This is a genomic window from Laspinema palackyanum D2c (assembly GCF_025370875.1).
In the GTDB taxonomy this organism is placed as follows: Bacteria; Cyanobacteriota; Cyanobacteriia; order Cyanobacteriales; family Laspinemataceae; genus Laspinema; species Laspinema palackyanum.
Genome location: NZ_JAMXFD010000005.1, coordinates 47225 through 70052, shown reverse-complemented (window position 1 = coordinate 70052; position 22828 = coordinate 47225). Strand labels below are relative to the sequence as shown.

General features: G+C 45.3%; 16 protein-coding genes. 9 read left to right on the top strand and 7 right to left on the bottom strand.

Going from position 1 to position 22828, the window contains the following annotated elements; genetic code table 11:
- The first annotated feature begins 248 nt into the window (after positions 1 to 248).
- From NG795_RS08525 to NG795_RS08505, 5 genes are all read left to right on the top strand, one after another.
- Positions 249 to 476: a DUF2949 domain-containing protein gene (locus tag NG795_RS08525; protein ID WP_015151158.1), complete on the top strand. Its 228-nt coding sequence runs from the start codon at positions 249 to 251 to the stop codon at positions 474 to 476.
- Positions 477 to 818: 342 nt separating this feature from the next.
- Positions 819 to 1370: a DUF8738 domain-containing protein gene (locus tag NG795_RS08520; RefSeq protein WP_367288233.1), complete on the top strand. Its 552-nt coding sequence runs from the start codon at positions 819 to 821 to the stop codon at positions 1368 to 1370.
- Between the two features lie 278 nt (positions 1371 to 1648).
- Positions 1649 to 1867: a RelB antitoxin-like protein gene (locus NG795_RS08515; protein WP_367288232.1), complete on the top strand. Its 219-nt coding sequence runs from the start codon at positions 1649 to 1651 to the stop codon at positions 1865 to 1867.
- 279 nt (positions 1868 to 2146) lie between these two features.
- The gene (locus NG795_RS08510; RefSeq protein WP_367288231.1) at positions 2147 to 9124 is read left to right on the top strand and encodes a tetratricopeptide repeat protein; all 6978 of its coding nucleotides are present in this window, start codon (positions 2147 to 2149) and stop codon (positions 9122 to 9124) included.
- A gap of 10 nt (positions 9125 to 9134) precedes the next feature.
- Positions 9135 to 9461 (top strand): hypothetical protein, encoded by a 327-nt coding sequence (locus NG795_RS08505; protein ID WP_367288230.1) that lies wholly within the window; start codon positions 9135 to 9137, stop codon positions 9459 to 9461.
- 184 nt (positions 9462 to 9645) lie between these two features.
- Here NG795_RS08505 and NG795_RS08500 read toward each other — a convergent pair whose 3' ends face one another.
- Together NG795_RS08500 and NG795_RS08495 are read right to left on the bottom strand one after the other, a co-directional pair.
- Complete coding sequence (locus NG795_RS08500; protein ID WP_367288229.1) at positions 9646 to 9891, bottom strand: DUF4351 domain-containing protein; 246 nt, start codon at positions 9889 to 9891, stop codon at positions 9646 to 9648.
- Between the two features lie 71 nt (positions 9892 to 9962).
- On the bottom strand, positions 9963 to 10937 hold the full coding sequence (locus NG795_RS08495; protein ID WP_367288228.1) for a DUF4351 domain-containing protein: 975 nt from the start codon (positions 10935 to 10937) through the stop codon (positions 9963 to 9965).
- A gap of 150 nt (positions 10938 to 11087) precedes the next feature.
- Between NG795_RS08495 and NG795_RS08490 the strand changes: the two genes are divergently transcribed.
- Positions 11088 to 12581, top strand: a complete 1494-nt coding sequence (locus NG795_RS08490; RefSeq protein ID WP_367288227.1) for a hypothetical protein — start codon at positions 11088 to 11090, stop codon at positions 12579 to 12581.
- A 184-nt stretch (positions 12582 to 12765) separates the two neighbouring features.
- Here the strand turns inward: NG795_RS08490 and NG795_RS08485 are convergent, their stop codons facing one another.
- Positions 12766 to 14271: a coiled-coil domain-containing protein gene (locus NG795_RS08485; protein ID WP_367288226.1), complete on the bottom strand. Its 1506-nt coding sequence runs from the start codon at positions 14269 to 14271 to the stop codon at positions 12766 to 12768.
- A 220-nt stretch (positions 14272 to 14491) separates the two neighbouring features.
- Positions 14492 to 17164 carry an AAA family ATPase gene (locus NG795_RS08480; RefSeq protein ID WP_367288225.1) on the bottom strand — a complete coding sequence of 891 codons (2673 nt, stop codon included), beginning with the start codon at positions 17162 to 17164 and terminating at the stop codon, positions 14492 to 14494.
- A 259-nt stretch (positions 17165 to 17423) separates the two neighbouring features.
- On the opposite strand from NG795_RS08480, the gene NG795_RS08475 reads away from it, so the two are divergent.
- Both NG795_RS08475 and NG795_RS08470 read left to right on the top strand, forming a co-directional pair.
- Positions 17424 to 18410 carry a metal ABC transporter solute-binding protein, Zn/Mn family gene (locus NG795_RS08475; protein WP_367288224.1) on the top strand — a complete coding sequence of 329 codons (987 nt, stop codon included), beginning with the start codon at positions 17424 to 17426 and terminating at the stop codon, positions 18408 to 18410.
- A gap of 5 nt (positions 18411 to 18415) precedes the next feature.
- Positions 18416 to 19246: a metal ABC transporter ATP-binding protein gene (locus NG795_RS08470; RefSeq protein WP_436836039.1), complete on the top strand. Its 831-nt coding sequence runs from the start codon at positions 18416 to 18418 to the stop codon at positions 19244 to 19246.
- A gap of 63 nt (positions 19247 to 19309) precedes the next feature.
- Here the strand turns inward: NG795_RS08470 and NG795_RS08465 are convergent, their stop codons facing one another.
- Entirely contained in the window at positions 19310 to 19717 is a 408-nt protein-coding gene (locus NG795_RS08465; RefSeq protein WP_367288222.1) for an ArsR/SmtB family transcription factor, read from the bottom strand.
- Positions 19718 to 19780: 63 nt separating this feature from the next.
- Between NG795_RS08465 and NG795_RS08460 the strand changes: the two genes are divergently transcribed.
- Positions 19781 to 20683 carry a metal ABC transporter permease gene (locus NG795_RS08460; protein ID WP_367288221.1) on the top strand — a complete coding sequence of 301 codons (903 nt, stop codon included), beginning with the start codon at positions 19781 to 19783 and terminating at the stop codon, positions 20681 to 20683.
- Here NG795_RS08460 and aguB read toward each other — a convergent pair.
- Positions 20661 to 21521, bottom strand: coding sequence for an N-carbamoylputrescine amidase (aguB, locus tag NG795_RS08455; protein ID WP_367288220.1), 861 nt, complete (start codon positions 21519 to 21521; stop codon positions 20661 to 20663). The two genes, NG795_RS08460 and aguB, sit on opposite strands and share 23 nt — an antisense overlap.
- Positions 21522 to 21730: 209 nt before the next feature.
- Positions 21731 to 22807, bottom strand: coding sequence for an agmatine deiminase family protein (locus NG795_RS08450; RefSeq protein WP_367288219.1), 1077 nt, complete (start codon positions 22805 to 22807; stop codon positions 21731 to 21733).
- Positions 22808 to 22828: the final 21 nt, after the last annotated feature.

Sequence of the window (22828 nt, the reverse complement as noted above, 5' to 3'; positions counted from 1 at the left end):
AACTAGACTGTCATAAGGTGGAACTTACCGCCTTATGACGCTAATTCGGTAAATTTTCGGATGTCATTGTCAGCTAGATATGCTGCATTAGTAATAAGTCGTCATAAAATCTGCGGCAATCTGGGCTGATGTTTTTATGGGCGATCGCATTCCAGAATGGACAGATGGCAAAGTAGCTACTCCGCTACCCCATCTCAAACAGTTTCCAATCACAATTGGGAGGAATAACAGAGGAGGTGATAGTTCTTATGGCCCCGGCAACCTATTCTCAATTTATCCGATTTCTCCAAGAAGAACTCGCCATTTCCACCGCGTCGATCGCCTTCGCCGAGCGGATTTGCGGGACTTTTGGCCTACATAGTCGCGAACTAGACTACAGCACCTTACCGATGGTGCTCTGGCAGTATGGATTTGTCACCATCGACCAACTAGAGCGAATTTTTGATTGGCAAGAAACCACCCCCACCACTACCTGAACGGGTAGTCCTCAATAAAATCAGAAGGAGGATAATTTAGGGATGAATGAACCCGATTTTATGTGGTTTTACGTCTCATTGAACAAAAAAATAAATACCCAAAAAGCCGAGAAAAATCACCCTCGGCTTTTTAATTAGGAAAAACCCCATCCCCTCCAAAACTGGGGCTTTTTCTGAATTCTAGGGGAGTATAAATTAGCGCAACCTAGGGAAGGTAACCTATACCTAAAGACATAAAAAAGCCGAATTCCTGCGAATTTTCACCTGGTTTTCAAAATTCACTTCTAACATGGGGATCAAAGGCTACCCAATTTAAAGATCCAACTCCATCAGAGGTTAACCATGAACCAAACTCTTATAACATTAACCGATTCCGTAAAAACAGCGGTCAAAGAAGCCGCCTCAGAACAGACCGGAGTTTCCCCCTACCAACTCCAAATCGTCCAAGCTGAAAAGCACACTTGGCCGAATGGCTGCCTCGGCATCGCCGAACCGGACGAATTATGCAGCCTCGCCAAAGTAGAAGGGTGGCGAGTCGTCATCGAAAATCAAGAGAACGGACACAAGTGGGTGTATCGAACCTCCTTAGAAGCCGAAGAGATTCGGTTAGAGGATCAATATATTTATAGCGGGAACCTGCCACCGGAGGTATTCGAGGCAGTAATGGAAGATGCCTCCGCGCGATCGCACCTCCCGAAAAATCAACTGGAGATCCAGGACGAAGAACGCAAAACCTGGCCCAATAACTGCTTAGGACTCCCCGACCCCAACGAGGGTTGTGTGGAAATGCTAGTAGAAGGCTGGCGAGTGGTCATCTCTCACGAAGACCAAACCTGGGTCTATCGCACATCCACCAACGCCGGTGAGATTCGTTTAGAACCCTCCAATTCTTAGAAGATAAGAAACCGGATTTCTGCGCCAGATTTTGCATCCTAGATTAGAATCTTGCCAGAGGTATATTAACCCCTCAATGTAGAGGCGATTCGCGCGATCGCCTCTACATTGAGTTTAAATTCTCAAAACCTGCCGAAGTCCTGCCTACATATCCAATCAAATTAAGCGCAAGTTTCCATAGACGATGCAAATGCCCTTGATTGTGGTAAAATCATAAGCGCAGAACCTTCAATATAAATTGGATTTTCACTATTGGAAACCAAGGAGACATAAAAAGAATGAATCCCCAAGAAGTTGGATATATCACCGATTCCGAGGGCAAGCTAACCGCTGTCGTTGTTCCCATTGATTTGTGGAGGCAAATTCTCCCTCAAGACAATCCTTCCCTCGAAACCATGACAGAAAATATCGAAGACTATTGCCTCAATAAAGCAATGGATGAAGCCAAAGAAACCCCGCTTGTCAGCCGCCAGCAAGCTCTTGAATTTTTAGGATAAGATGAAGATTTCATATTAGACTTATTGCACACTTATAAAAAGCCAATTGGCGTTCTTAAGCAACACCCAGGGATAAATCCCCCGCCTAACAGCTAAAGTCGGTTGAAACCGACTGACAACACCACGGGATAAGACTTGCAGTCGGTTTTTAACCGACTTTAGCTATTAGGCGGGGGATTTATCCCCCGCCGGTGTTGAGAATGGTGCAAGATCTCAGTAATTGTCCTCAATTTAAGCAAGAAACCCGGTTTCTCAACCCCTACTCCAGAAAAAGCTGGATTGGCCCTAGACAAACCCTTGCAATTGTGCTACAATCCGACCACTGTAACTGGAGAGCATGGGGCCATGAATCCGCCAACTCCCAAAGAGCAAATTGAGGCATTACAGTCTGAGTTAATTCAACTGAGAAAACGAGGCGATCGCACCGAATCTCGCCAAGATAATCGCCATGCCGAATCGGAAATTCTGGGAAAGTTGGGGATTGCTTATTATCAGGACCAACAATGGCATAGCGCGATCGCCACTCTGACGGAATATCTCAATCTAGCGCGGGAGTTGGGGAATCAAACGAATGAGGCAGTCGCGCACTATTATTTGGGATTTACTCAACAGGCGATCGCTGAATTCGAGCAAGCAGTAGCGGCATTTTTTCAGGGATATCGGTTGTTTCGGCAACTGCAACAACATCAGTTTGCCGCGACCCTATGGCAGCAGTTAGTCCAACAGGCACAAGGATATCTCCAAAATCAGCAAGTCCCCGAAGCAGTCGCCCTTTATAAACGGCAAATCCAAGTTTTGTTAGAATTTGATGACCTAAAAGCCAGCGCCGAGATAGCCGTAGAATTGGGGAAAGTGTACTATTCTCAGCAAGATTTCCCCGAGGCGATCGGCTGTTTCACCTCAGCCCTGGATACCGCCCAAACCCTGAAAGACCAAACCCTAGAAAATGTAGCCTTAGCCTGGTTAGGATGCAGTCATTGGCAGGGGGGAGACTTATCGCAAGGATTGCAGTATTTGGAACAACGGTTAGCCTTAGTCCAGCAGCTAGAAAATACAGCAGCGCAACAGGAAACCTTAACCTGGTTAATTCAGATTTGCCAGCAATTAGACCATCCCGATAAACTCATCCAATCTTATCAACTTCAAGCAAATTTCTGGCAGCAACAAGGAGAACCCGTCAATCAGCACCTCAGTTTATATGAACTAGCAATCTATCAGTTTAATCGCCAACAATATCCAGAGGCATTATCCGGGTTTCAGCTTGCCTTAGAACTCGCCAACACCTTAAACGATGACCAGGGAAAGAGTTGGAAAACCGCGAACAATAATTATATGCTGGGGGAATGTTATCGCAATTTGGGCGAAAATCAAGCAGCAATTTCCCCCTATCAACAAGCGGTGGAGTTGTACTTGCAGTTGGGGGCAAAAGATTGGGCAGAAAAAGGGTTAGGACATTTACTCAACCTCTATCGAGAATTGCAGCAAGCTGAACAAGAGATAGACTGTCAGAAAAAACGGTTTCAGCTAATCCAAGACAGAGGAGATGATAGCACGGCATATTCTCTGGCTTATGGAATTGGTAATCTTTATAATCATCGCCAACAATTCACCCAAGCCCTGGAATATTATCAAGAAGCGCTGATTTTAGCTAAAAACCTCGAACCGCCGCAAAACCTAGCAAATGCTGCATATATGGTGGCGGACTGCTATCGGAATTTGAGACAGCAGCAAGCGGCGATTTCCGGGTATGAGCAAGCGGTTGGGTTGTATGTGGAAGTTAATGAGACAAAATGGGCTTTATCGGGATTAGACTATCTGGTGAATTTGTATCGGCAGTTGAAACAGGATGAACAGGTTATTGCCTCTTACCAGCGACGGTTAGAGATTTTTCGGGAATTGGGCGATCGCATTTCTGAGCAGTCCTGTTTATCGGCGATCGGTAAAGCTTATAAAGATAACAACCAATGGCAAAAAGCCATTGACTATTTTAAACAATTCCTAACTTTAGCCAGAGAGTTAGAGCGGAAAAATGACCAAGCATATTCTCATTATATGCTGGCTTTATGCTATAAAAAAATAGAGCAAATACAGGAAGCCATAGAAAACTATCAGCTATCTAGCCAGTTTTATCGAGAAGTCAATGATATCAAATGGATGGCTAATGCATCTCATTATTTAGCCAATATTTATCTTTATGATTATCCCATAGAAAAAGCAGAGAGTATCGAGCAAGCAATTGGGATTTATCAGGACAACTTAACCGTTTACTCCCGCGAAACCTATCCCCAAGATTGGGCAAAGACTCAGAATGCTCTGGGTAATGCTTACTTTAAGCGCATTCGAGGAGACAAAGCGGAAAACCTGGAAATTGCCATTCGCTACTATGAAGCGGCATTAGAAGTCTATACCCGTGAAGCCTATCCCAAAGATTGGGCAAGAGCCCAAAATAATCTGGGAATTACCTACGAAAATCGCATTCATGGAGGAAAAGCAGATAATTTAGAAAAGGTAATATCCTATTATAAGGCTGCTTTGGACATTCGTACTCGCGAAGCCTATCCCGAAGATTGGGCAAGAACTCAAGATAGTCTTGGGGATGTCTACATCAGCCGCATTCATGGAGACAAAGCGGATAATTTAGAAAAGGCGATCGCCTATTACAACGCGGCTTTAGAAATTCGGACTCGCGAAGCCTATCCCGAAAATTGGGCATATACCCAAAATAGCTTAGGGAGTGCCTACGAAAAACGCATTCGCGGAGATAAAGCAGATAATTTAGAAAAGGCGATCGCCTATTACAACGCGGCTTTGGAAATTCGGACTCGCGAAGCCTATCCCGAAAATTGGGCATATACCCAAAATAGCTTAGGACTGATTTACCTCAGCCGAATTCGTGGAGACAAAGCCGATAATTTAGAAAAAGGAATAGCTGCTTTCAATGCTGCTTTGCAAGTTTATACCCATGAAACCTTGCCTGAAGATTGGGCAATGCTGCAAATGAATCTGGGTAATACTTATACTAGGCGCATTCGAGGGGAAAAAGCAGAGAATTTAGAAATCGCAATATCCTATCATAATGCTGCTTTGACAGTTTATAACTGTGAAAAATATCCCAAAGATTGGGCTACGGTGCAAATAAATTTGGGTCTTGCCTACAGACACCGCATTCATGGAGAAAAGGCAGAAAACCAAGCAATAAGTCTGGCTTATTATAATGCATCCTTGGAGGTCTTGACCCAACAAGAATTTCCTGAATACTGGGCAAAAGTTCAACTCAATTTAGGAGTTGCTTACTCTAAACGCATCCAAGGCGATAAAGCAGAGAATCTGGAAAAAGCGATCGCCTTTGACAACGCGGCCTTGGAAGTTTTTACCCAGGAGGCATTTCCCGAAGAGTGGGCAATGGTGCAAATGAATCTCGGAAGTGATTACCGCCAACGGATAAAAGGGCAGAAATCACAGAATTTGGAAATAGCGATCGCCCATTACACCTCAGCTTTGGAAGTGTTCACAAAACAAGCCTTTCCAGAAAATTGGGCAAGCGGACAAAACAGATTGGGAAATATATTTCTAAAACGCATTTGTGGAAACAAAGCAGAAAATTTAGACCAAGCGTTCCGCTATTACAATGCTGCCTTAGAAGTCTATACCCGCAAAAATTATCCAGAAGATTGGGCAGCCATACAAAATGATGTGGGTATTATCTATTATAAACAACTGCAAGGAAATAAGGCGGAAAATTTGGAAATGGCGATTGCTGCTTATGAGAGGGCTTTAGAAATTAATAGTTATTATGAAGCCAACCCTGAAGATTGGGCTATCACCCAAAATAATCTTGGAAATGCTTACCGCGATAGAATCAGCGGAGAAAAGGCACAGAATTTAGAAATGGCGATCGCTGCCTATAAAAGTGCTTTAATCGTTCGGACTCCTGAAAAATATCCAGAAGATTGGGCAGACACACAATATAACATAGGTTTTACCTACATTAACCGGATTCAAGGTGAAAAAGCAGACAATATCGAAAAAGCCATTATCGCTTACGAAAATGCTTTAGAGATTTATATTAAAAAAGTATTTCCTCCTGGAGATAATTCAGCTAAATCTTATTTTGATTTAGATTCTCAAGCGATAATTGAAGATAATTATAACAGTCGTAAAAGTGCGCTTGTCATTTCTGATGGCGATTCAGAATCTCACGACTATAATTATTGGGTAAACCAGTGTGTTAGCTTGCAAATGAATTTGGCGAGGAGTTATGTAAATCGAATCAAAGGGGATAAAAGCGAAAATTTAGGGAAAGCTATTGATTACCATAAAGCGTCTTTAAAACTTCGCCCTCGTGAAGCTTTCCCTGAAGAGTGGGCAGAAATAAAATTGCTCTTAGGCCTTGTCTATACTGACCAAATAGTAACGAATCAAGATCAACGTTTTTTAAGTGAAGCTATTCGCTGCTATCAAGGGGCCTTGGAAATTCGTACCCTAGAAAAAGTTCCTGAGCAATGGGCTGAAATTCAATTTTTTATAGGTGAGTATTACTATTATAGCGACCCCCGTAACTTAAAATACCGAGAACAAGCAATCATTGCTTATGAAGCAGCTTTAACTGTGTATTCCCCAGAAAATAACCCGCAACGATGGGCTGATATCCAAAGTTCATTAGGAATAATTTATACTAATACCAGTATAATTCTAGTCGGCAAGGCAGATAATATCGATACCATAGGTGAGGATATCGAAAAAGCTATTTCCTATAATCAGCTTGCTTTAACTGTTTATACGAAAGAGAAATTTCCAAAACAATGGGCAGAAGTACAATTAAGTCTTGGAGTAGCTTATGGCCACCGACCAAAAGGTGATGGATTTGACAATTACAAAAAATCACTTGCTGCATATCAAGCAGCTCTAAGTGTCTACAATAAGCATGATTTTCCCGAGCAATGGGCTAAGTGCAATTTAAACTTTTCTTCTCTTTACTTGTCTGTCAAAAATTGGTTTAGAGAAAAAGAAAATGCAGAAAATATAGAAAAAGCTATTGCTGCTATTGAATCAGCATTAGAAGTTTTTGATCAGGAAAATCATCCCTTAGAATATGCCATTGTACAACATAACTTTGCTGAGGCATATAAAGTGCGCGTCTTAGGAAATGAAGATGATAATTTGAATAAAGCAATCTTAGCTGGTAAAGCAAGTTTAACTGTCCAAGAAAATCTCACAGTTAACCCCATATCCTGGGGCAATGTAAATCTTATTCTTGGAGATATTTATATTCATTTATTTAAACGTAAAAATCTTCCCGATTGTTTACAAGAAGCAAGATTTTACTATGAACGAAGCCTAGAAGTATTTAGGCTCGAATCTTATCCAGAGAGATGGGCTGAAAGTATCCGCTGTCTTGCCAATGTTTATATACACCTAAATGACAGTGAAAAAGTTATTAACCTTTATCAACAATCATTGCAAGTTTTTACTCGATTGGCTTTCCCTCAAAAACACTCAGTAGTTTTATCAAACCTAGGGATTGTTTATTTGAACAGCAAAAATTATCACTTGGCATACAAGGCTTTTGCCGAAGCAATTGATACAGTGGAATATTTGCGCGGAGAAGTTATCTCTGGGGACGAAGCAAAACGTAAATTTAATGAAGAATGGATTAAACCGTATGTACTCATGGTTGAATCTTGTATTCAATTAAACCGCTATGATAAAGCCCTGGAATACGCCGATCGCAGCAAAGCCCGTAACCTATCTGAACTCATTGCAGCCCGTGACTTATATGGATCAGACATACCGGAATCCACTCGGTTACGGCTACAACAAATCCGGCAAGATATTGCCAAGGAAAAGGAACGGCTACAACAAACCTCTCAGCCGGATTCTAACTACCTTAATCAACTCCGGGAAGAATTTAATCGTCATTCCCCCTATCAACCCCTGACCTTTGAAGATATTAAAAATCTCCTCAACGAAGAAACAGCCATTATAGAGTGGTATGTCTCTTTTGAATCCTATAAATTTTTGACTTTTACAATTCTCCCTAACTTAGCAAATCAACCGAGTGAACCAGACTCTGAGATTAGTCTCTGGCAGTCTTCACCCCAAGATTTGATTCACCTCATCGACTGGACAAACGCCTACCTCAACGACTACCGCAACAACAAAACCCAATGGCACAATAACCTCCCCCAACGCCTAGAACAACTCGCCCAAATCCTCCACCTGGATGAAATCCTGCACAACCTGCGGGAAAAATTCCCCAACTGTAAAAAACTCATCCTCATCCCTCACCGCTTTTTGCACCTGTTCCCTCTACACGCTTTACCTGTCCCTGTTATTGGCACAGATGGGGTAGGGGTGCAATGCTTGCGCCCGATTTCTCGCCAGAATGGTAATCAAGAGGGCCTGCGCATTGCGCCCCTACAGGAATTATTTCCCAAAGGTGTCGCCTACGCGCCTAACTGTCAGGTGTTGCAACAAGCGCAAAATCGGCAACGTCCCGATTTTAACCAACTCTTTGCTATCCAAAACCCGACCCAAGACTTGGATTTTACTGATATCGAAGTGGCAGCGATTCAATCCCTCTTCAATCCGCACCATATCCTCCAATATGACGCAGCGGAAAAAGCAGCGATTCTCGATGGGGATAACTTGAAAAATGCTCACTGCACTCACTTCTCCTGTCACGGCTATTTCAATTTTGAAGATGCCCTGAAATCTGCCCTCCTCTTAGCTAAAAGCGAATTTACTCCACCGCCACCGAATGAGGACCAAAGCCGCTATATTCCCCTACAAAATGGCAATCTCCTCGACTTGGGCAAGTGCCTCACAATAGAGGATATCTTGCGTCTTGACCTGAGCAACTGTCGTCTCGTCACCCTTTCTGCCTGCGAAACTGGGATTACTGACTTTAACTCCACCAGTGATGAATATATCGGGTTACCCAGTGGGTTTATTTTGGCCGGTGCTCCGAATGTCGTCTGTTCTCTGTGGGCGGTGAATGACCTGTCTACGGCTTTGCTGATGATTCGCTTTTACCAAAATGTCAAAAATGGTGAAACGGTTCCCCTGGCTTTGAAACAGGCTCAAATCTGGCTGCGGGATGTGACGGTGGAGGGGTTGCAGGTGTGGTCTAGTCAGCTAATGTTACGTTCCACTTATCGAGGGCAGTTCCGGCGGCGTTTTAGTAAGATGGAGGGAACGGCTAAACCGTTTGCTTCGCCTTATTATTGGGCGGGGTTCTGTGCGATCGGTGCGTAGGAGCAAAACCATGTTACAAGAAGACAAAGATATCCAAGATTTTATCAAGTTGGTAGAGACGCAACGGCCTTTATTTGCGGACTGCGAAGAGGAACTGCAACAACTGCTGGGGAATTTGCCATCGGATAAGGAGGGAATGTCCGATGCGATCGCCGATTGGTGTGAGGCTCATCCATCGGTCCAGAAGGCCCTGGATGCGCTGTCTGAACAAAAGGAGGGCGATCGGGTTCCGGGACATACCGGCAACGCCCCACCGCCACCGGACCCCAAAGCTTACCGAGACATCCTGGAAAATGCCATTCGTCGCACCCAGTCACCCTCCAAGCAAACCCCATAAGCGAACACCATATTCCCTCTATAGGGTTTCCCACCGTTATGAGGTACATCTTGGGAGTGCGAGCATCTTGCTCGCTATTGTCAATAGCGAGCAAGATGCTCGCACTCCTCTAAATGTCTGTACCTTATGAGTCCGGGAACCGCTATATAGGGTTGGGGCAATTTTTAAATGGCCCCAATCAAATTTAATGAGAATCCAGCCACTGCTGTAAATCTGCCAAGTTGGTAAAGTCTAAGAACGCTTTACTCAACTCTTCCAATTGCGGCTTACTCAAAGACTGAATTCGAGACTCAATCTCCAAATTAATCGGCCCACAAAAGCGATGAAGCAGGCGCAAAATTACCGCCACTTCACCCTGTTTTTCCCCCTGGGCGAATCCCTGGGCGATACCCTTTTGCAGAATATCTTGATAGATTACAGATTCTCGCATAACGTCCTCCCTGAAAAGGGGCAAAGGGTCGGGTTAGAATTGGGGCCAATCAAAATGGCCCCCAATCAAATTTAATGAGACTCCAGCCACTGCTGTAAATCCGCCAAGTTGGTAAAGTCTAATAAGGCTTCACTCAACTCCTCCAATTGCGGCTTATTCAGTCCCTTAATTTGGGACTTAATCTCCAGGTTTAGGTCCCCACAAAAGCGATGAAGCAGGCGCAAAATTACCGCCACTTCACCCTGTTTTTCACCTTGGGCTAATCCCTGGGTCAATCCCTTGGTCAATCCCTGGGTCAATCCCTGCTCTAATCCCTGGGCTAATCCCTGCTCTAATCCCTGCTCTAATCCTTGGGTCAATCCCTGCTTTAATCCTTGGGCTAATCCCTGCTCTAATCCTTGGGCGATACCCTTTTGCAGAATGTCTTGATAAACTACGGATTCTCGCATAACTTCCTCCCTGAACATGGTGGATATTAACTGTTTGTCAAACCGCAACCCCGCTAAAATCTGAGTGCAGGCGGCAACTTCCTGTCGCAGGTCTGTCTCTTCTATTTTATCCACTTCTTGAGCTACTTGATTCAAGAGTTCCGTGGGGTTCTCTGTGGCGCATAACACCGCCAGGGGCAGTAAGACATTATTCTCTAGTAACGCTTCTGGGGATTCTTCCCATAACCGAATTACCTGATATCGGTGGTGGGTGAATTCGGTCCGAAATTCGGTCTCGAATACCGCCGGGTTACTGGTAGGAAGCAGCCAAATCAAGACTTGCCTCACGGGCAGTTCATATTGCCACTGTAACCGAATGGAATAGCTGCACATCCGGATCGGCATTTGCCTATCTTGCGGAACCCTGGTCTGAAATTCTAAATGCTGAATTTCTGGGCCGCTTTTTAGGAAAATAACTGAATCCGCCCGAATTGGTTCGACGGAAAGTTCAGTTTTTAAGACTTCAACCGGGGTGGTAATGGATTGTCTGAAGGCCCAGGATGCCATCTGTTGGGCATATTTTTCTGCCCAATATTTTAGCAGGTTGTCATAACACATGGTGGGTATAACTGTAATGTCTGGGTATGCTCTTTCTGAGGACCAGAAAACTCTCGGAGGTTGAGGCAATAATCCTCCTGATTTCAAATTTTACCAGAACCACTGGTAAAATGCTATCATTTGTATCTATTGCCTGCCCCAGGAATCCCTATGAGCGAACAATTGTCGCGAGAATTGCTCCACTATCCCAAACTCAGCTTATATGCCTTCCACCTCTGTCATGATATGGCATTGGCGGAAGGGGAACGGGTGGAAGATGCTGATGTGCTGTGGCAGCAGTTCGAGGAATTGGGAAAATCTTTGCAGATCCCAGCCCTTGAAACCTGCCGTCAATGGTTGAATATCCCGGAACATCAGGCAACGATCGCATTTCGAGAACTCCTCTCGGAGGAACTCGATCGCTGTTTGCGCTTCCCCTTTCCCCTAGGAGACGCGAACTCGGATACACCTCGGCGCAATGGGGAACTCTACGCGATCCAACTTCATGATACTTATGTGGCTGACCTCACGTTTCGCTATCCGGGAATTGTTTCGGTTGCCGAACTCACTCACCTCAACCCCGAGGGAATGCTGCTGCCCGATCGCATTTCCGCTTCCATTGGCCAAACGTTGATCCTGTTCGCCAAACCTGTCATCGCGGAAAAATCCCCCTCCCCTGACACCTTGCGCCAGTTAGCCGATCGCTGTTTACAAGCCTTACTCACAAACGCTCCCCCCCTTGTTCTACCCTCCTATCGTGGCGAGGGCAAACTGTTAGGCAGTCCAATTTTTGAATATGACAATAATGCAGAAAATCCGGCACAATCCTGTCACATTCTCATTTGGTTAGACTGCCATCCTGATACCGCCCAACTCGAAGCATCTACAAAATACTATCACCCCCTGATGGATTTGCTTTGTTGTCGCAGCAAAATCCGGTTCAGCTATGACCAAGCCCGGACTCGCTATCGAGACTGTCGCCAACTTTATACCGAGTTAGAAACCTTGATGAAGGCGTTACCAACCTTGCCGGAAGATACGGCTGAAAAATTAACGGCTTTGCAGGAGGCTCTCCTCAAAATTAACCCCCAAGCCTTTAGCTATGCCAGTCATATCCGGGATATTGAAGACCAGCGCACCACGATAATTACGAATTTAAAGAATTATACCACAAAATTGGAAGAATTAATGGATATTGCAGGAGAACAGGAGTTAAGTTTTTTACAAGCCTTTAGCTATGAATGCCGGTCGAAATTATTAGGACAAATCCACACAGACCTGAATTATTTAAACTCAGGAAATGCCCTGTTCGGTCACTGTATTGCCACGATGCGCGGCATTGTCGAGGTGGAACAAGCCAAGATGAATCACAATCAGCAGGAAGCGAATCAAGATTTGCAAGACCAGATTCAAGCGGTGGGGGTGGGAATTGCTGCGGGGGCGATCGTTGCTTCGACTTCGGGGTTAATATTTCAACCTTGGGAGTGGAAAGGGGAAAAAGTTGAACCCTCTTTCCCCTTGCCGTTGATGGCGTTTCTGATTGCGTTGTTATGCAGTGCTGCCTGTTCCGTGGGGGCCTGGTATTGGGCCAAAGAGGGGATTAAAAAGGGGCGATTTCCCTTCCGGGATGTGAAGGAAAGGTCATCAAAAAAACCAAAACGGTGAAGGGTGTGGTTACAGGAATGAAGACATCGGAGGCAGAACGAGTGCGAGCATCTTGCTCGCTATTAAAGAAATAAAGAAAGCGAGCAAGATGCCCGCACTCCCAATATTTACCTCATAACTGTTGGAAACGCTATATTGCCTTGTCCCTCCAGTCAAAACACCACAATTTTTGTCTGCAAAACCCTTACAAAGACGTTTGTTTCGGTGTGTTTTGACGGTGTTTTACTTGTTCAATATCCTGATATTCTGCTTGAGGTTGTTCATAGCATTGGGTTTGGCCTTGCAATTCTAATCCTGATTCCTCATGGAGGGCATTAAAAATCCCCTCGGCTCGTTGGCGGAGTTGTTCTTCATCTAATAAGCGATCGCTGAAGGCATTGATGGAAATGTTATTCGCTCCTAATTCTTTTTCCGGCGTAATCACGGTGACCACTTCTTCCCCGGCAATATTTTTGACTTTGACCACATAGGCATTCCGATAGTCTGCACCTTCGTAGCTGGCATCGGCCTTGGGGTCTGCGAGTTGATAGCCGTAAGATTCCAGCATTTCTACAACATTATCGGCAATTTCTGCCCGCATTTGGGAGAGAATCACTTGCATTTTGGCTTGGTTGGCAATGTCGGCTAATTCCGGACGGAAGACTTCGATTTGTTGGCCTAATTCCTGGATTTGTTCTGTGGTTAAGGTGGATTCCCCTGCGGTGAGTTGTTGTTGAAACTGTTCGAGCTTTTGCTGATAAGCCGTTAACCGTCCATCAGTCCAATAATCAACTTCTTCCTGAAAGGTTTCGACTTCGCCCCCGGCTTCTCCGAGTTCAATTTCAATCTGCCGATGAGCTTGCACTTCGGTGATTAGGGTTCGCAAATCTTCTAATGTTGCGGTATAATAAAGTAACCATTTTTGTTCTTTTTGTTCCAGTTCCAGGCGCAAATCGGCGAGTTTGAGATAGGTATCTTGGGAGGTGGCGATCGCCGCTTCAAAAACCCCAGTGGCTAAGTTTTGTTTTGCCAACTCTAAATTGCGCCGCAAGTCAGCCAGTTGATTTGGAGTAAAGCGCTGGTGTTGGTAATCGCGGTTGATTTGCTGCCAGATTTGTTCCACATCGGTGAGCAGTTCTTGCGCCAATTTTACTTTATTTTGTCGTTCCTGTTCAAGGGTGTCAAATACCTGGTCAATTTGCTGTTGGATCATCCGTTGTCCGGTTTCCCGCGCTTGCCGTTCTTCCTCCAGGAGTTCGGAGAATTTCTGTTCCAGTTGTTGATTCAGGGTGAGATATTCTTGCCGTTGATCCGCTGTAATCCGCAGATATTCAGTCCGCTGTTTTTCAAAACCGGCGCGCATAGCGGAAGTGAGCCGATCGCCTTCTTGAAGGAGTGCCTGTTGTTGTCGCACCTCGGATTCTCGGACCGCTTGCTGAAAGTCTTGGCGCTGGATTCGCAATCGCTGCTGTGTGTTCCGTTCCAGTTCCCCGAGGTGACTCCCCATGCGTTGAGCCTCTTGTTCCTGCTGTTTTGCACGTTGTTCTAAAGGAATGAGGCGTTGCTGCATTTCTTGATTCGCTTCTGCACGCATCCGATTCAGGCGATCGGGTAAGTCTTGTTGCACCGATCGCAGTCGGCTATCCTGTTCCTGTAATCGCCGTAAGTCGGCTTCACTAATACTCACATATCGGTCTTTTCTACCACTCATCTTGATCTCCGGTTATTTATATGTTCTTAACGAGAAGAAACTCCTAGGAACTCTTCTATTTTGGTCTAAAAGGCATTCTATAACGATTTTATATCTAATGAGCCCCGAAGGATCCCCTTAAATCCCCCTTAAGAAGGGGGACTTTGACCCGAGAACCCGAGTTCAATAGCTGGATAAATGCTATCTAGCAAGTCTAAAATTTCTAGACTATTAATTTAAGTTAGCCTAAATTGAGTGGCGGTAAATCGTTTTTAGCAAAGGTAATCATTGCTTCCCCTTCGAGATTGTCGCGGATGAGGCGAACCTGCTGTAATTGTACCATTGCCTCAAACAGATTACGGACATCTCGTCCATTGCCAAAATTGCAATCGCGCATCTTGTACATCCAATTGAGTCGTTCTAATACGGCTTGTTGGACCTCCGGGGGACAACGGTAAGCAGGTTTAGAAGTTCGGCAATAAGAGAGGAAAATTTCTAGCATTTCCTCTCCGGTATAGTCGAGAAATTCGATGATTTTAGCGATGCGGGACTGCAAACCCGGATTAGTGGCTAAAAAGGCTTGCATGGGTTGAGTATAACCGGCAAAAATTACCACCAGGCGATCGCGATAATTTTCCAGCATGGGGAGGAGGGTATCCACCGCTTCTTGACCATAATCCTGTCCCCCTCCCCGGGGTGATGCGAGTGCATAAGCTTCATCAATAAACAAAATTCCATCTAGCGCTTCTTCTACTTTTGCCCGAGTTTTTGGGGCGGTTTGTCCCACATATTCAGCCACCAATGAATCCCGAGGTTTATCCACTTTAATCAGTTGTCCTTTTTTGAGAATTCCCAAGGCTTTAAAAATTGCTCCCACCAGTTCTGCTACGGTGGTTTTTCCAGTTCCGGGATTGCCCAAAAAGACTAGATGGCGAGTCATGCGATCATCGGTTTCATATCCCGCTTGTCGCAATCGTTGTTTTGCCTGTTCACTGGCGACTAATTCATGCATCGCCGCTTTGACTGAACTTAACCCAATCATGGTATCCAGTTGGTTGAGTAAGCTGTCTAATGTCCCCTGATTTCGTCGTGCGGAACCCGCAGCAATGGCCGCAAAATCTAAATCCGGTTGTTCGCTATCCCCCGGAACAATCTGCATTTTTTCCCCTGCTATCCTCAATTGCGATCGCTCAATGTTCTGGGTTTGTAATTCAATTAAATGATCGGTAAATAGGTCAGCGATCGCCTCATTAACTCCCCGTCCTCCATAGTTTTGCGCCGGTTCATAAGTGGCTCGGACTAAAGCCGTTAATCCAGGCTCATCAACGATGACCTCAATATTATATCGCTCCTGAGCAAACCGTTTCACCAACCGGAAAATCATCTCTGTCTGTTCCGCCAGTTCCAAGCGACTGAGGGGAATCACTTTATCAATCCGTCCAATAAATTCTGGGGGAAGATAGCCGGTTTTTTGTAAGATTTCCTTAGCCCGATTTGACGCTTCGCTAATCGCTTCACTGGCTAAATTGGTGGTTAACAAGCAAATCGTGTCTTTTGGGGAAATCACCGTTCCATTCACATCACTGGCGCGCCCTTCATCAAAAAAGGCTAACAGTTGCCGCCAGATAGACTCATGCGCTTTTTCAATTTCATCAAACAATAAAATGCACCGTTGCTGATTCCGTCGCAAGGCATTGGGTAACCATCCCCCCTGTTCTGAACCGACATATCCTAGGGGACTGCCAAACAGATTGGAGACTTTATGTTCTTCTCCATATTCTCCCATATCACACCGTTCCAAGGGGGTTCCGAGGGCTGAGGCGAGGGTTTTACTCAGTTCGGTTTTGCCTGTTCCTGTGGGTCCGGGTAACAAAATGACCAAGGGTTTAGGACTTTTTTGGGCGGCGATTTTGCCCCTGACTAATTTAACCAGAGTGCCGATCGCCTCTGAATGTCCAATCACCTGTTGCCGGAGTTTTTCGGTCAATTCCACCGATGTTGGTAGGGGCATTGTCTGAGTCCATTGTTCTCGTTTTGCCTGTTTCAATGAAAATTCTGAACCGGATAAAAACCGCTCATGCCAATATTTTAACGGTTTAGATTCTTGGGTTAAAGCGGTGGTTAATTGCTGCAACTCATTCCAGGCAATGGGTCGTTGATGTTGTAATCGAAAACGCTGGATTAAATGGCCGATTTCTGAGGTAGTGGGAGTGCCGACATTACAAATATTCACCAGATTTTGAGAACGCTCGCGATTGAGTAATAAATTGCTCAAAAATGTCAGACCAATTTGCTGACAAAAGGATTGCAGTTCTGAATAAGTATCTTGATGGAAAATAAACACACATAAATTGCGATTGGTCGGCAATAACCGCGACCATTCCACAATCGCGCCATCCAGTTGCCGCAGTAGTTCAAATCGCCGCAAATCTTCGGGATTCGCAAAGACGATCGCCGAGGATTGGCGAGTATCTTCCATGAAATTTTGCAACAAAGGCAGCACATCCCGGTCTTGCATTCGTTGGGGACGATTTATTGAGGGAAATGGGTGAGAATTGGGGGGAGTTTCCTGGGTTTGCTGGGAGTCTTTTTTTCCTAAAAATCGTTTTTTTCGTCCCAAAGGACCGGGGGTAACCTTGATTTCAGATTGACCCTGAACTGGGGAGGGAATCGGAGGGCGTAACAAGGCGCGATCGCGAGAGTCTGTATCCAGAAAATACAGTTTACGATTGCCGGAATAAAAGGCAATTCTCTGATATCCTTGAGCTTTGAGATAGCGATGCAATACCTGTTCGATATCTTGGAGAATCAAATCCTCACTACAAAACGAATCACTCGTATTTGCTCCATACAAGAGCAAAAAGCGATCGCCAGTTGCCTCCCGTATTCCCTTGGTAATCCGCTCAATTGTCACGCTGATTGTCCTCCCTTTATATTCCCTTTTAAACACGCAACAGCTTACCGATCAAGATTTAAGTGCTAACACACTGATGCTAAGGCACTTGTGATCGCTATGGGTAACTCATGAGTTGGGAAACCTCTATATTTTCAGTCTGCAATTTGAGAACGGGAAGGACTGGCCCCTACTCCGCCAGGGAAATCGTTGGTCAGAATGAGACTTATTCTCGTATAATAGGGAAAATCTGACTCGTTATTGAAAGTCCCTTGAACTCATGGTGATTCCTAAACTGTTGAGCCGATCGCTTCTCCCACTCCTACTATTGCCGATGGCGATCGCCTGTCGTGAACCCGTTGCTGAGACGGAAACTGATACGCAACTCGCTGTATCCGACACCCCCTCGGTGAATGTTGTCGCCACGTTTCTGCCGATGTATTGGTTTACTCGCGCCGTGACGGGGGATAGCGCACAGGTGCAAGTGTTGATTCCTCCGGGAAGCGATGTCCATGAGTATCAGGCGAGACCCGCAGATGTTCAGGCGATCGCCACTGCCAATATTTTAGTCAAAAATGGTATCGGTTTAGAGGAATTTCTCGAAAATACCATTACTAATGCTAATAATCCCAACTTACAGGAAATTAATGCAAGTGCCGGGATTCAACCTTTAGATGATAATACCCCGGTTGTGAAAGCGGTTGATAGCAATCATGATCATGACCATGATCATGATGACGGACATCATCATGATCATGCTGAGGGGAATCCTCATGTTTGGCTTGATCCCGTATTTGCTCAACAACAAGTTGCCACCATTCGAGATGGTTTAATTGCCGCAGATCCAGCTAATCAAGGCATTTATGAAGCCAATGCCGCAGCTTATATTCAGCAATTAGAACAACTGGATCAAGAGTTTCAGCAGACTTTATCCCAATATCCTAATTGTACCTTTATTACCTTTCATGATGCCTATCCTTATCTAGCCGATCGCTACAATTTGCAACAACTGGCCGTGGTTTCTGTCCCGGATGCAAGTCTGTCTCCCCAGGATATCCAAAAAACAGTGCAAGCGGTTCAGCAGTATCAAGCGAAGGCACTTTTTTCGGAACCGCAAGTGGAAAATCGAGTATTAAAAACCTTGGCAACGGACCTCAATTTACCTTTGTATGAAATTGACTCCTTAGAATCGGGTCCCCTCGACCCCCAACATTATTTGACTGCGATGCGCGGAAATTTAGAAACGATTGTAAATGCTTGTCGGTAACTATTATGAGAATGGGTGAAGCGTGGGATGGTAATCGCCGGGAGTTAGATGTGGCATTTACTCGGAATTACTCGATTGTTAAGATAGAAAATTTGAGCGTTTACCGAGGCAATTATCCGGCCTTGCGGGATGTTTCTTTTGAATTAACATCGGGAACGAATGTTGCCGTGGTTGGGCCAAATGGGGCCGGAAAAAGCACCTTAGTTCAAGCGATTTTAGGGTTGATTCCTCGCAGTTCGGGTCAGGTGGAAATCATGGGAAGACCTTTGGAAAAGCTGGGACGGTTGCGATCGCATCTCGGTTATATTCCCCAGACTTTTCTATTCGATCGCACCTTTCCCATTTCCGTTGGGGAAGTCGTGGGGCTCGGATGGCAAGAACGGGAAGCGTTTTCCCTCTCGCGAATGCAACGGTTTCCCTGGCAGACGAACCCCGAGAAACAGACAGCAGTGATGTCAGCATTGCGGCGAGTGGATGCCTTGCATTTGCGCCATCGCGCAGTCGGTGCTCTGAGTGGGGGACAATTAAAGCGGGTATTACTCGCCTATTGTTTAGTGATGTCTCGCCAATTGCTGATTTTAGATGAAGCATTAGCGGGAGTTGATGTTCAGGGAGAAGCGGATTTTTACAACTTGTTAAATGAGTTAAAAACGGAACAAAATTGGACGGTGTTGCAAGTATCCCATGACCTCAATATGGTTAGTCGCCATTGCGATCGCGTGATTTGTTTAAATCAAACCCTAGTCTGTAGCGGTGCACCGGATATTGCCTTAGCACCTCAAAATTTGTTAGCCACTTATGGACCCGCTTTTGCTCACTATCATCATGATCATTGAGGAAATGGGGGAGAAGTTCGTAGTAACGACTTCAGTCGTTTCTTCTCCTTTTCCATTACTCCCTCATTCTTCATCCAAATGTTCCGTCACTGCCTCATAGAGACTAACCACATGATTATCTTGAAGTCGATAATAGACCCGGCGTCCTTCTTTGCGATAACTAACCAGGCGAATTGCTTTTAAATTCCGCAATTGGTGGGAAACTGCTGATTCGGTCATTTGGACAATTTCCGCTAATTCATGAACGCAGAGTTCTTTTAACGCCAAGGCGGAAATGATTCGCAAGCGATTGGCATCCCCAAGAAAGCTAAAAAACTCCGCCATTCGTTGTGCTTTGTCTTCCTTCAATAGCTGATTTTGGAGACTATTGATATTTTCGAGGTCGATCGCGTGTTCAGAGGTGCATTCGAGTTCATCGGAGTCCTTTTGGGCATCTCCGGCCATTTTATCGGTAGAATAGTTAACTGCCATGATTTGCGTTTAGGGAAAATATCAGTAAAAAACTTGAATACTTGATTATTCTTTCAGATATTAATGATGATAGCGAATTTCTTAGAAATTTTCAACCCTTTTCAGGGAGATTTACTCTTGGGAAATACGGCATGGACAAACTTCCTGGAATTACTGAGTTTCCCTTTCATGCAACGGGCGATCGCCGGTGGGGTCTTGCTGGGAATTCTCGGAGGGTTCCTCGGTACTTTTGTAGTGTTGCGCCAACTTTCGTTTTTCAGTCATGCCGTGGGACATTCGGCGTTAGTTGGGGTCGTGTTAGGGGTGTTATTGCAGGTTGACCCGAATTGGACGCTGTTACCGTTTACCCTCTTATTTGGACTCTCCTCCTTGTATTTAATCGAACGCACAAAATTACCCAGTGATAGTGTGTTTAGTATTGCCGTTTCTGGGGCCTTGGCAATTGGGGTAATTTTGACCAGTTTTATCCCCGGATATCGAGGAAATTTAATGGCGGTGTTGTTTGGAGATATCCTGGCGATCGGGCAAACTGATATTTTCTTAATTGTGGGATTACTGGTTATTAGTTGCCTGTTTTTATTCTCAACTTGGCGGCAGCAAATTTTACTCACCCTGAATCCAGAACTGGCCCAAGTTCAAGGAGTTGCTGTTGATATTCATCGTTATTTGTTTGTAGTTTTGCTGTCTCTGACTGTGGCAATTTCTATCAAGGCGGTGGGGATTTTACTGATTAATGCGTTTCTGGTGATTCCCGCAGCAACGGCCAAATTACTCACTCATCATTTTACCCTATTTATTACCCTTTCGGTGATATTGGGGGCAACCAGTTCTCTGGTGGGAATGCTAGGGTCAGGACTGTTTAATTTTGCCTCGGGCCCTAGCATTGTGGTGGTGCAATTTTCAGTGTTTTTGGCCGTATTATGCGGGAGTCAAATCTTGAACCTTAAAGTGTTCCGTCGGCAGTAGAAAGAACGCCGTAGAGTTCAGGACGCCGATCGCGGAAAAAGCCAAAAGAGGCACGAGTTCGGGCGATCGCATCCAAATCAAAGCTGGCACAAATTACCCCCGGGCGATCGCGGTCTAATTCCGCCACCTTATCCCCCCGTTGATTGGCAATAAAGGAATGACCATAAAAGGTTTGTCCCTCTTCCGTCCCGATGCGATTTGCTGCCACAACGGGGACAATATTCGCCACCGCATGACCAATCATCACCCGTTGCCAAGGGTCTTTGGTATCTAAATCCGGATCCAAAGGTTCACTGCCGATCGCCGTGGGATAAAACAACAAATCCGCCCCCATTAACACCATTGATCGGGCACATTCTGGAAACCATTGATCCCAACAAATTCCCACGCCAATTGTCCCATAGCTGGTTTTCCAAACTTTAAATCCCGTATTTCCTGGACGGAAATAGAATTTCTCCTCATAACCGGGACCATCGGGAATATGACTTTTGCGATAAATCCCTAAAACCGTTCCATCAGCATCGACAATGGCGATACTATTATAATAAGCGGGCCCGGCCTTTTCAAAAAATGATACAGGAATCACCACGTTTAATTCTGCCGCTATCTTTTGAAAGTGGGTAATTGTCGGATGTCCCTCAACGGGATGCGCCCAAGCAAAAAACTTATCCCGTTCTTCGCGGCAAAAATAATAGCCTTCAAATAATTCAGAAGGGAGGATAATTTGAGCGCCTTTCGATGCCGCTTCTCGGACCAATTCTGTGACGCGAGAAACGTTGGTATTTTTGTCTTCAGAAAAGGCGGTTTGTAGCGCAGCAACCGTAACCATTTGAGTCATTGGAGTTAAAAGATGGATAAGGGGTGAAGAGTCTGGCGGGGGTTTAAATCCCCGGGGGTTGTTTGTAGAGGCGATTCGCGAATCGCCTCTACCGCTGGGGGTTTAAACCCCCAGCTAATAGCTAAAGTCGGATAAATCCGACTAAAAATACCACTGGATAAAACTTTCTTTCAGTCGTCTTTAGACGACTTTAGCTATTAGGCGGGGGTTTAAACCCCCGCCGGTTGTTGCTGCCTCCCAGTCGGTTGTTGTTGCGTGATGCAGTGAAACGCACCACCGCCTAATAAAATGGCTTTGGCCGATCGCCCAATAGTCCTGCGAGTGGGGAACAGTTTGCCGATCGCCTCTACTGCTTCTTGATCATACTTTGCGCCGTAGGTGGGAACCACAACCGTGCGATTTCCGATATAAAAGTTGGCATAACTCGCTGGGACAATTTCGCCATTTTCATCAACAATTTTACCCGGGGAAGGAATGCGAATCACTTGCAAGGGACGACCTTTGGCATCGGTCATTTCTGACAAATTCTGAGCAATTTCGGTGAGGACTGCGGCATTGGGATCATCTGCCTCTCGGGGTTCCATACATAAGACGACACCCGGTGCAATAAATCGGGCGATGGTGTCAATATGTCCATCGGTGTGATCATTAAGTAAGCCTTGATTTAACCATAACACCTTAGAAACCCCAAAAGCAGCGTGCAGAATTTCTTCTAATTCTGCTTGGGTGAGTTGGGGGTTGCGATTGGGATTTAACAAACATTCCCGAGTGGTTAAACAAGTGCCTTCGCCATCGACTTCGATCGCCCCCCCTTCTAGGGTAATCGGGAAATGGTAACTGGGTAAATTGAGGCGATCGCTGATGGTTTCTGCCACTTCAGCATCACCCTCTAAAATATATTTTTCACCCCATCCGTTAAAATTAAAGCGGACTGTGGCGAGAGTACCATCGGGTTCAAAGCGAAAAATTGGGCCAATATCCCTTAGCCAAATGTCTCCAAAGGGGATAATATGAAATCGCGCTGAAATGCCGGTTAAAGCCGCTTCAGCGATCGCTTTTACCCCTTCATTCAGGACCAGAATTTCTAACTGTTCTCCACGACATTCGCCGGAGACGGGATCCGGGTCAGCGATCGCCCGACAGAGGTCCACAAATTCACCACGCGCCGCCTCTAAACTCTCCATCCAGAGGTCTTCATGACTGGGAAAAGCCAACCAACAAGCCTGATGGGGTTCCCATTCAGCAGGCATTCGATACGTTACCACAGGGGGAGTTAGGGTAGTCAAGCGCATTCCTCCAAAGTTTTT

Excerpts from the sequence above, each read along its gene's own strand:
- NG795_RS08485 (WP_367288226.1), bottom strand. The coding sequence starts at position 14,271 with ATGAGTGGTAGAAAAGACCGATATGTGAGTATTAGTGAAGCCGACTTA.
- NG795_RS08465 (WP_367288222.1), bottom strand. The coding sequence starts at position 19,717 with ATGGCAGTTAACTATTCTACCGATAAAATGGCCGGAGATGCCCAAAAG.
- NG795_RS08460 (WP_367288221.1), top strand. The coding sequence starts at position 19,781 with ATGATGATAGCGAATTTCTTAGAAATTTTCAACCCTTTTCAGGGAGAT.
- NG795_RS08515 (WP_367288232.1), top strand. The coding sequence starts at position 1,649 with ATGAATCCCCAAGAAGTTGGATATATCACCGATTCCGAGGGCAAGCTA.
- aguB (WP_367288220.1), bottom strand. The coding sequence starts at position 21,521 with ATGACTCAAATGGTTACGGTTGCTGCGCTACAAACCGCCTTTTCTGAA.
- NG795_RS08500 (WP_367288229.1), bottom strand. The coding sequence starts at position 9,891 with ATGCGAGAATCTGTAATCTATCAAGATATTCTGCAAAAGGGTATCGCC.
- NG795_RS08520 (WP_367288233.1), top strand. The coding sequence starts at position 819 with ATGAACCAAACTCTTATAACATTAACCGATTCCGTAAAAACAGCGGTC.
- NG795_RS08495 (WP_367288228.1), bottom strand. The coding sequence starts at position 10,937 with ATGTGTTATGACAACCTGCTAAAATATTGGGCAGAAAAATATGCCCAA.
- NG795_RS08475 (WP_367288224.1), top strand. The coding sequence starts at position 17,424 with ATGGTGATTCCTAAACTGTTGAGCCGATCGCTTCTCCCACTCCTACTA.
- NG795_RS08490 (WP_367288227.1), top strand. The coding sequence starts at position 11,088 with ATGAGCGAACAATTGTCGCGAGAATTGCTCCACTATCCCAAACTCAGC.
- NG795_RS08505 (WP_367288230.1), top strand. The coding sequence starts at position 9,135 with ATGTTACAAGAAGACAAAGATATCCAAGATTTTATCAAGTTGGTAGAG.
- NG795_RS08525 (WP_015151158.1), top strand. The coding sequence starts at position 249 with ATGGCCCCGGCAACCTATTCTCAATTTATCCGATTTCTCCAAGAAGAA.
- NG795_RS08470 (WP_436836039.1), top strand. The coding sequence starts at position 18,416 with ATGAGAATGGGTGAAGCGTGGGATGGTAATCGCCGGGAGTTAGATGTG.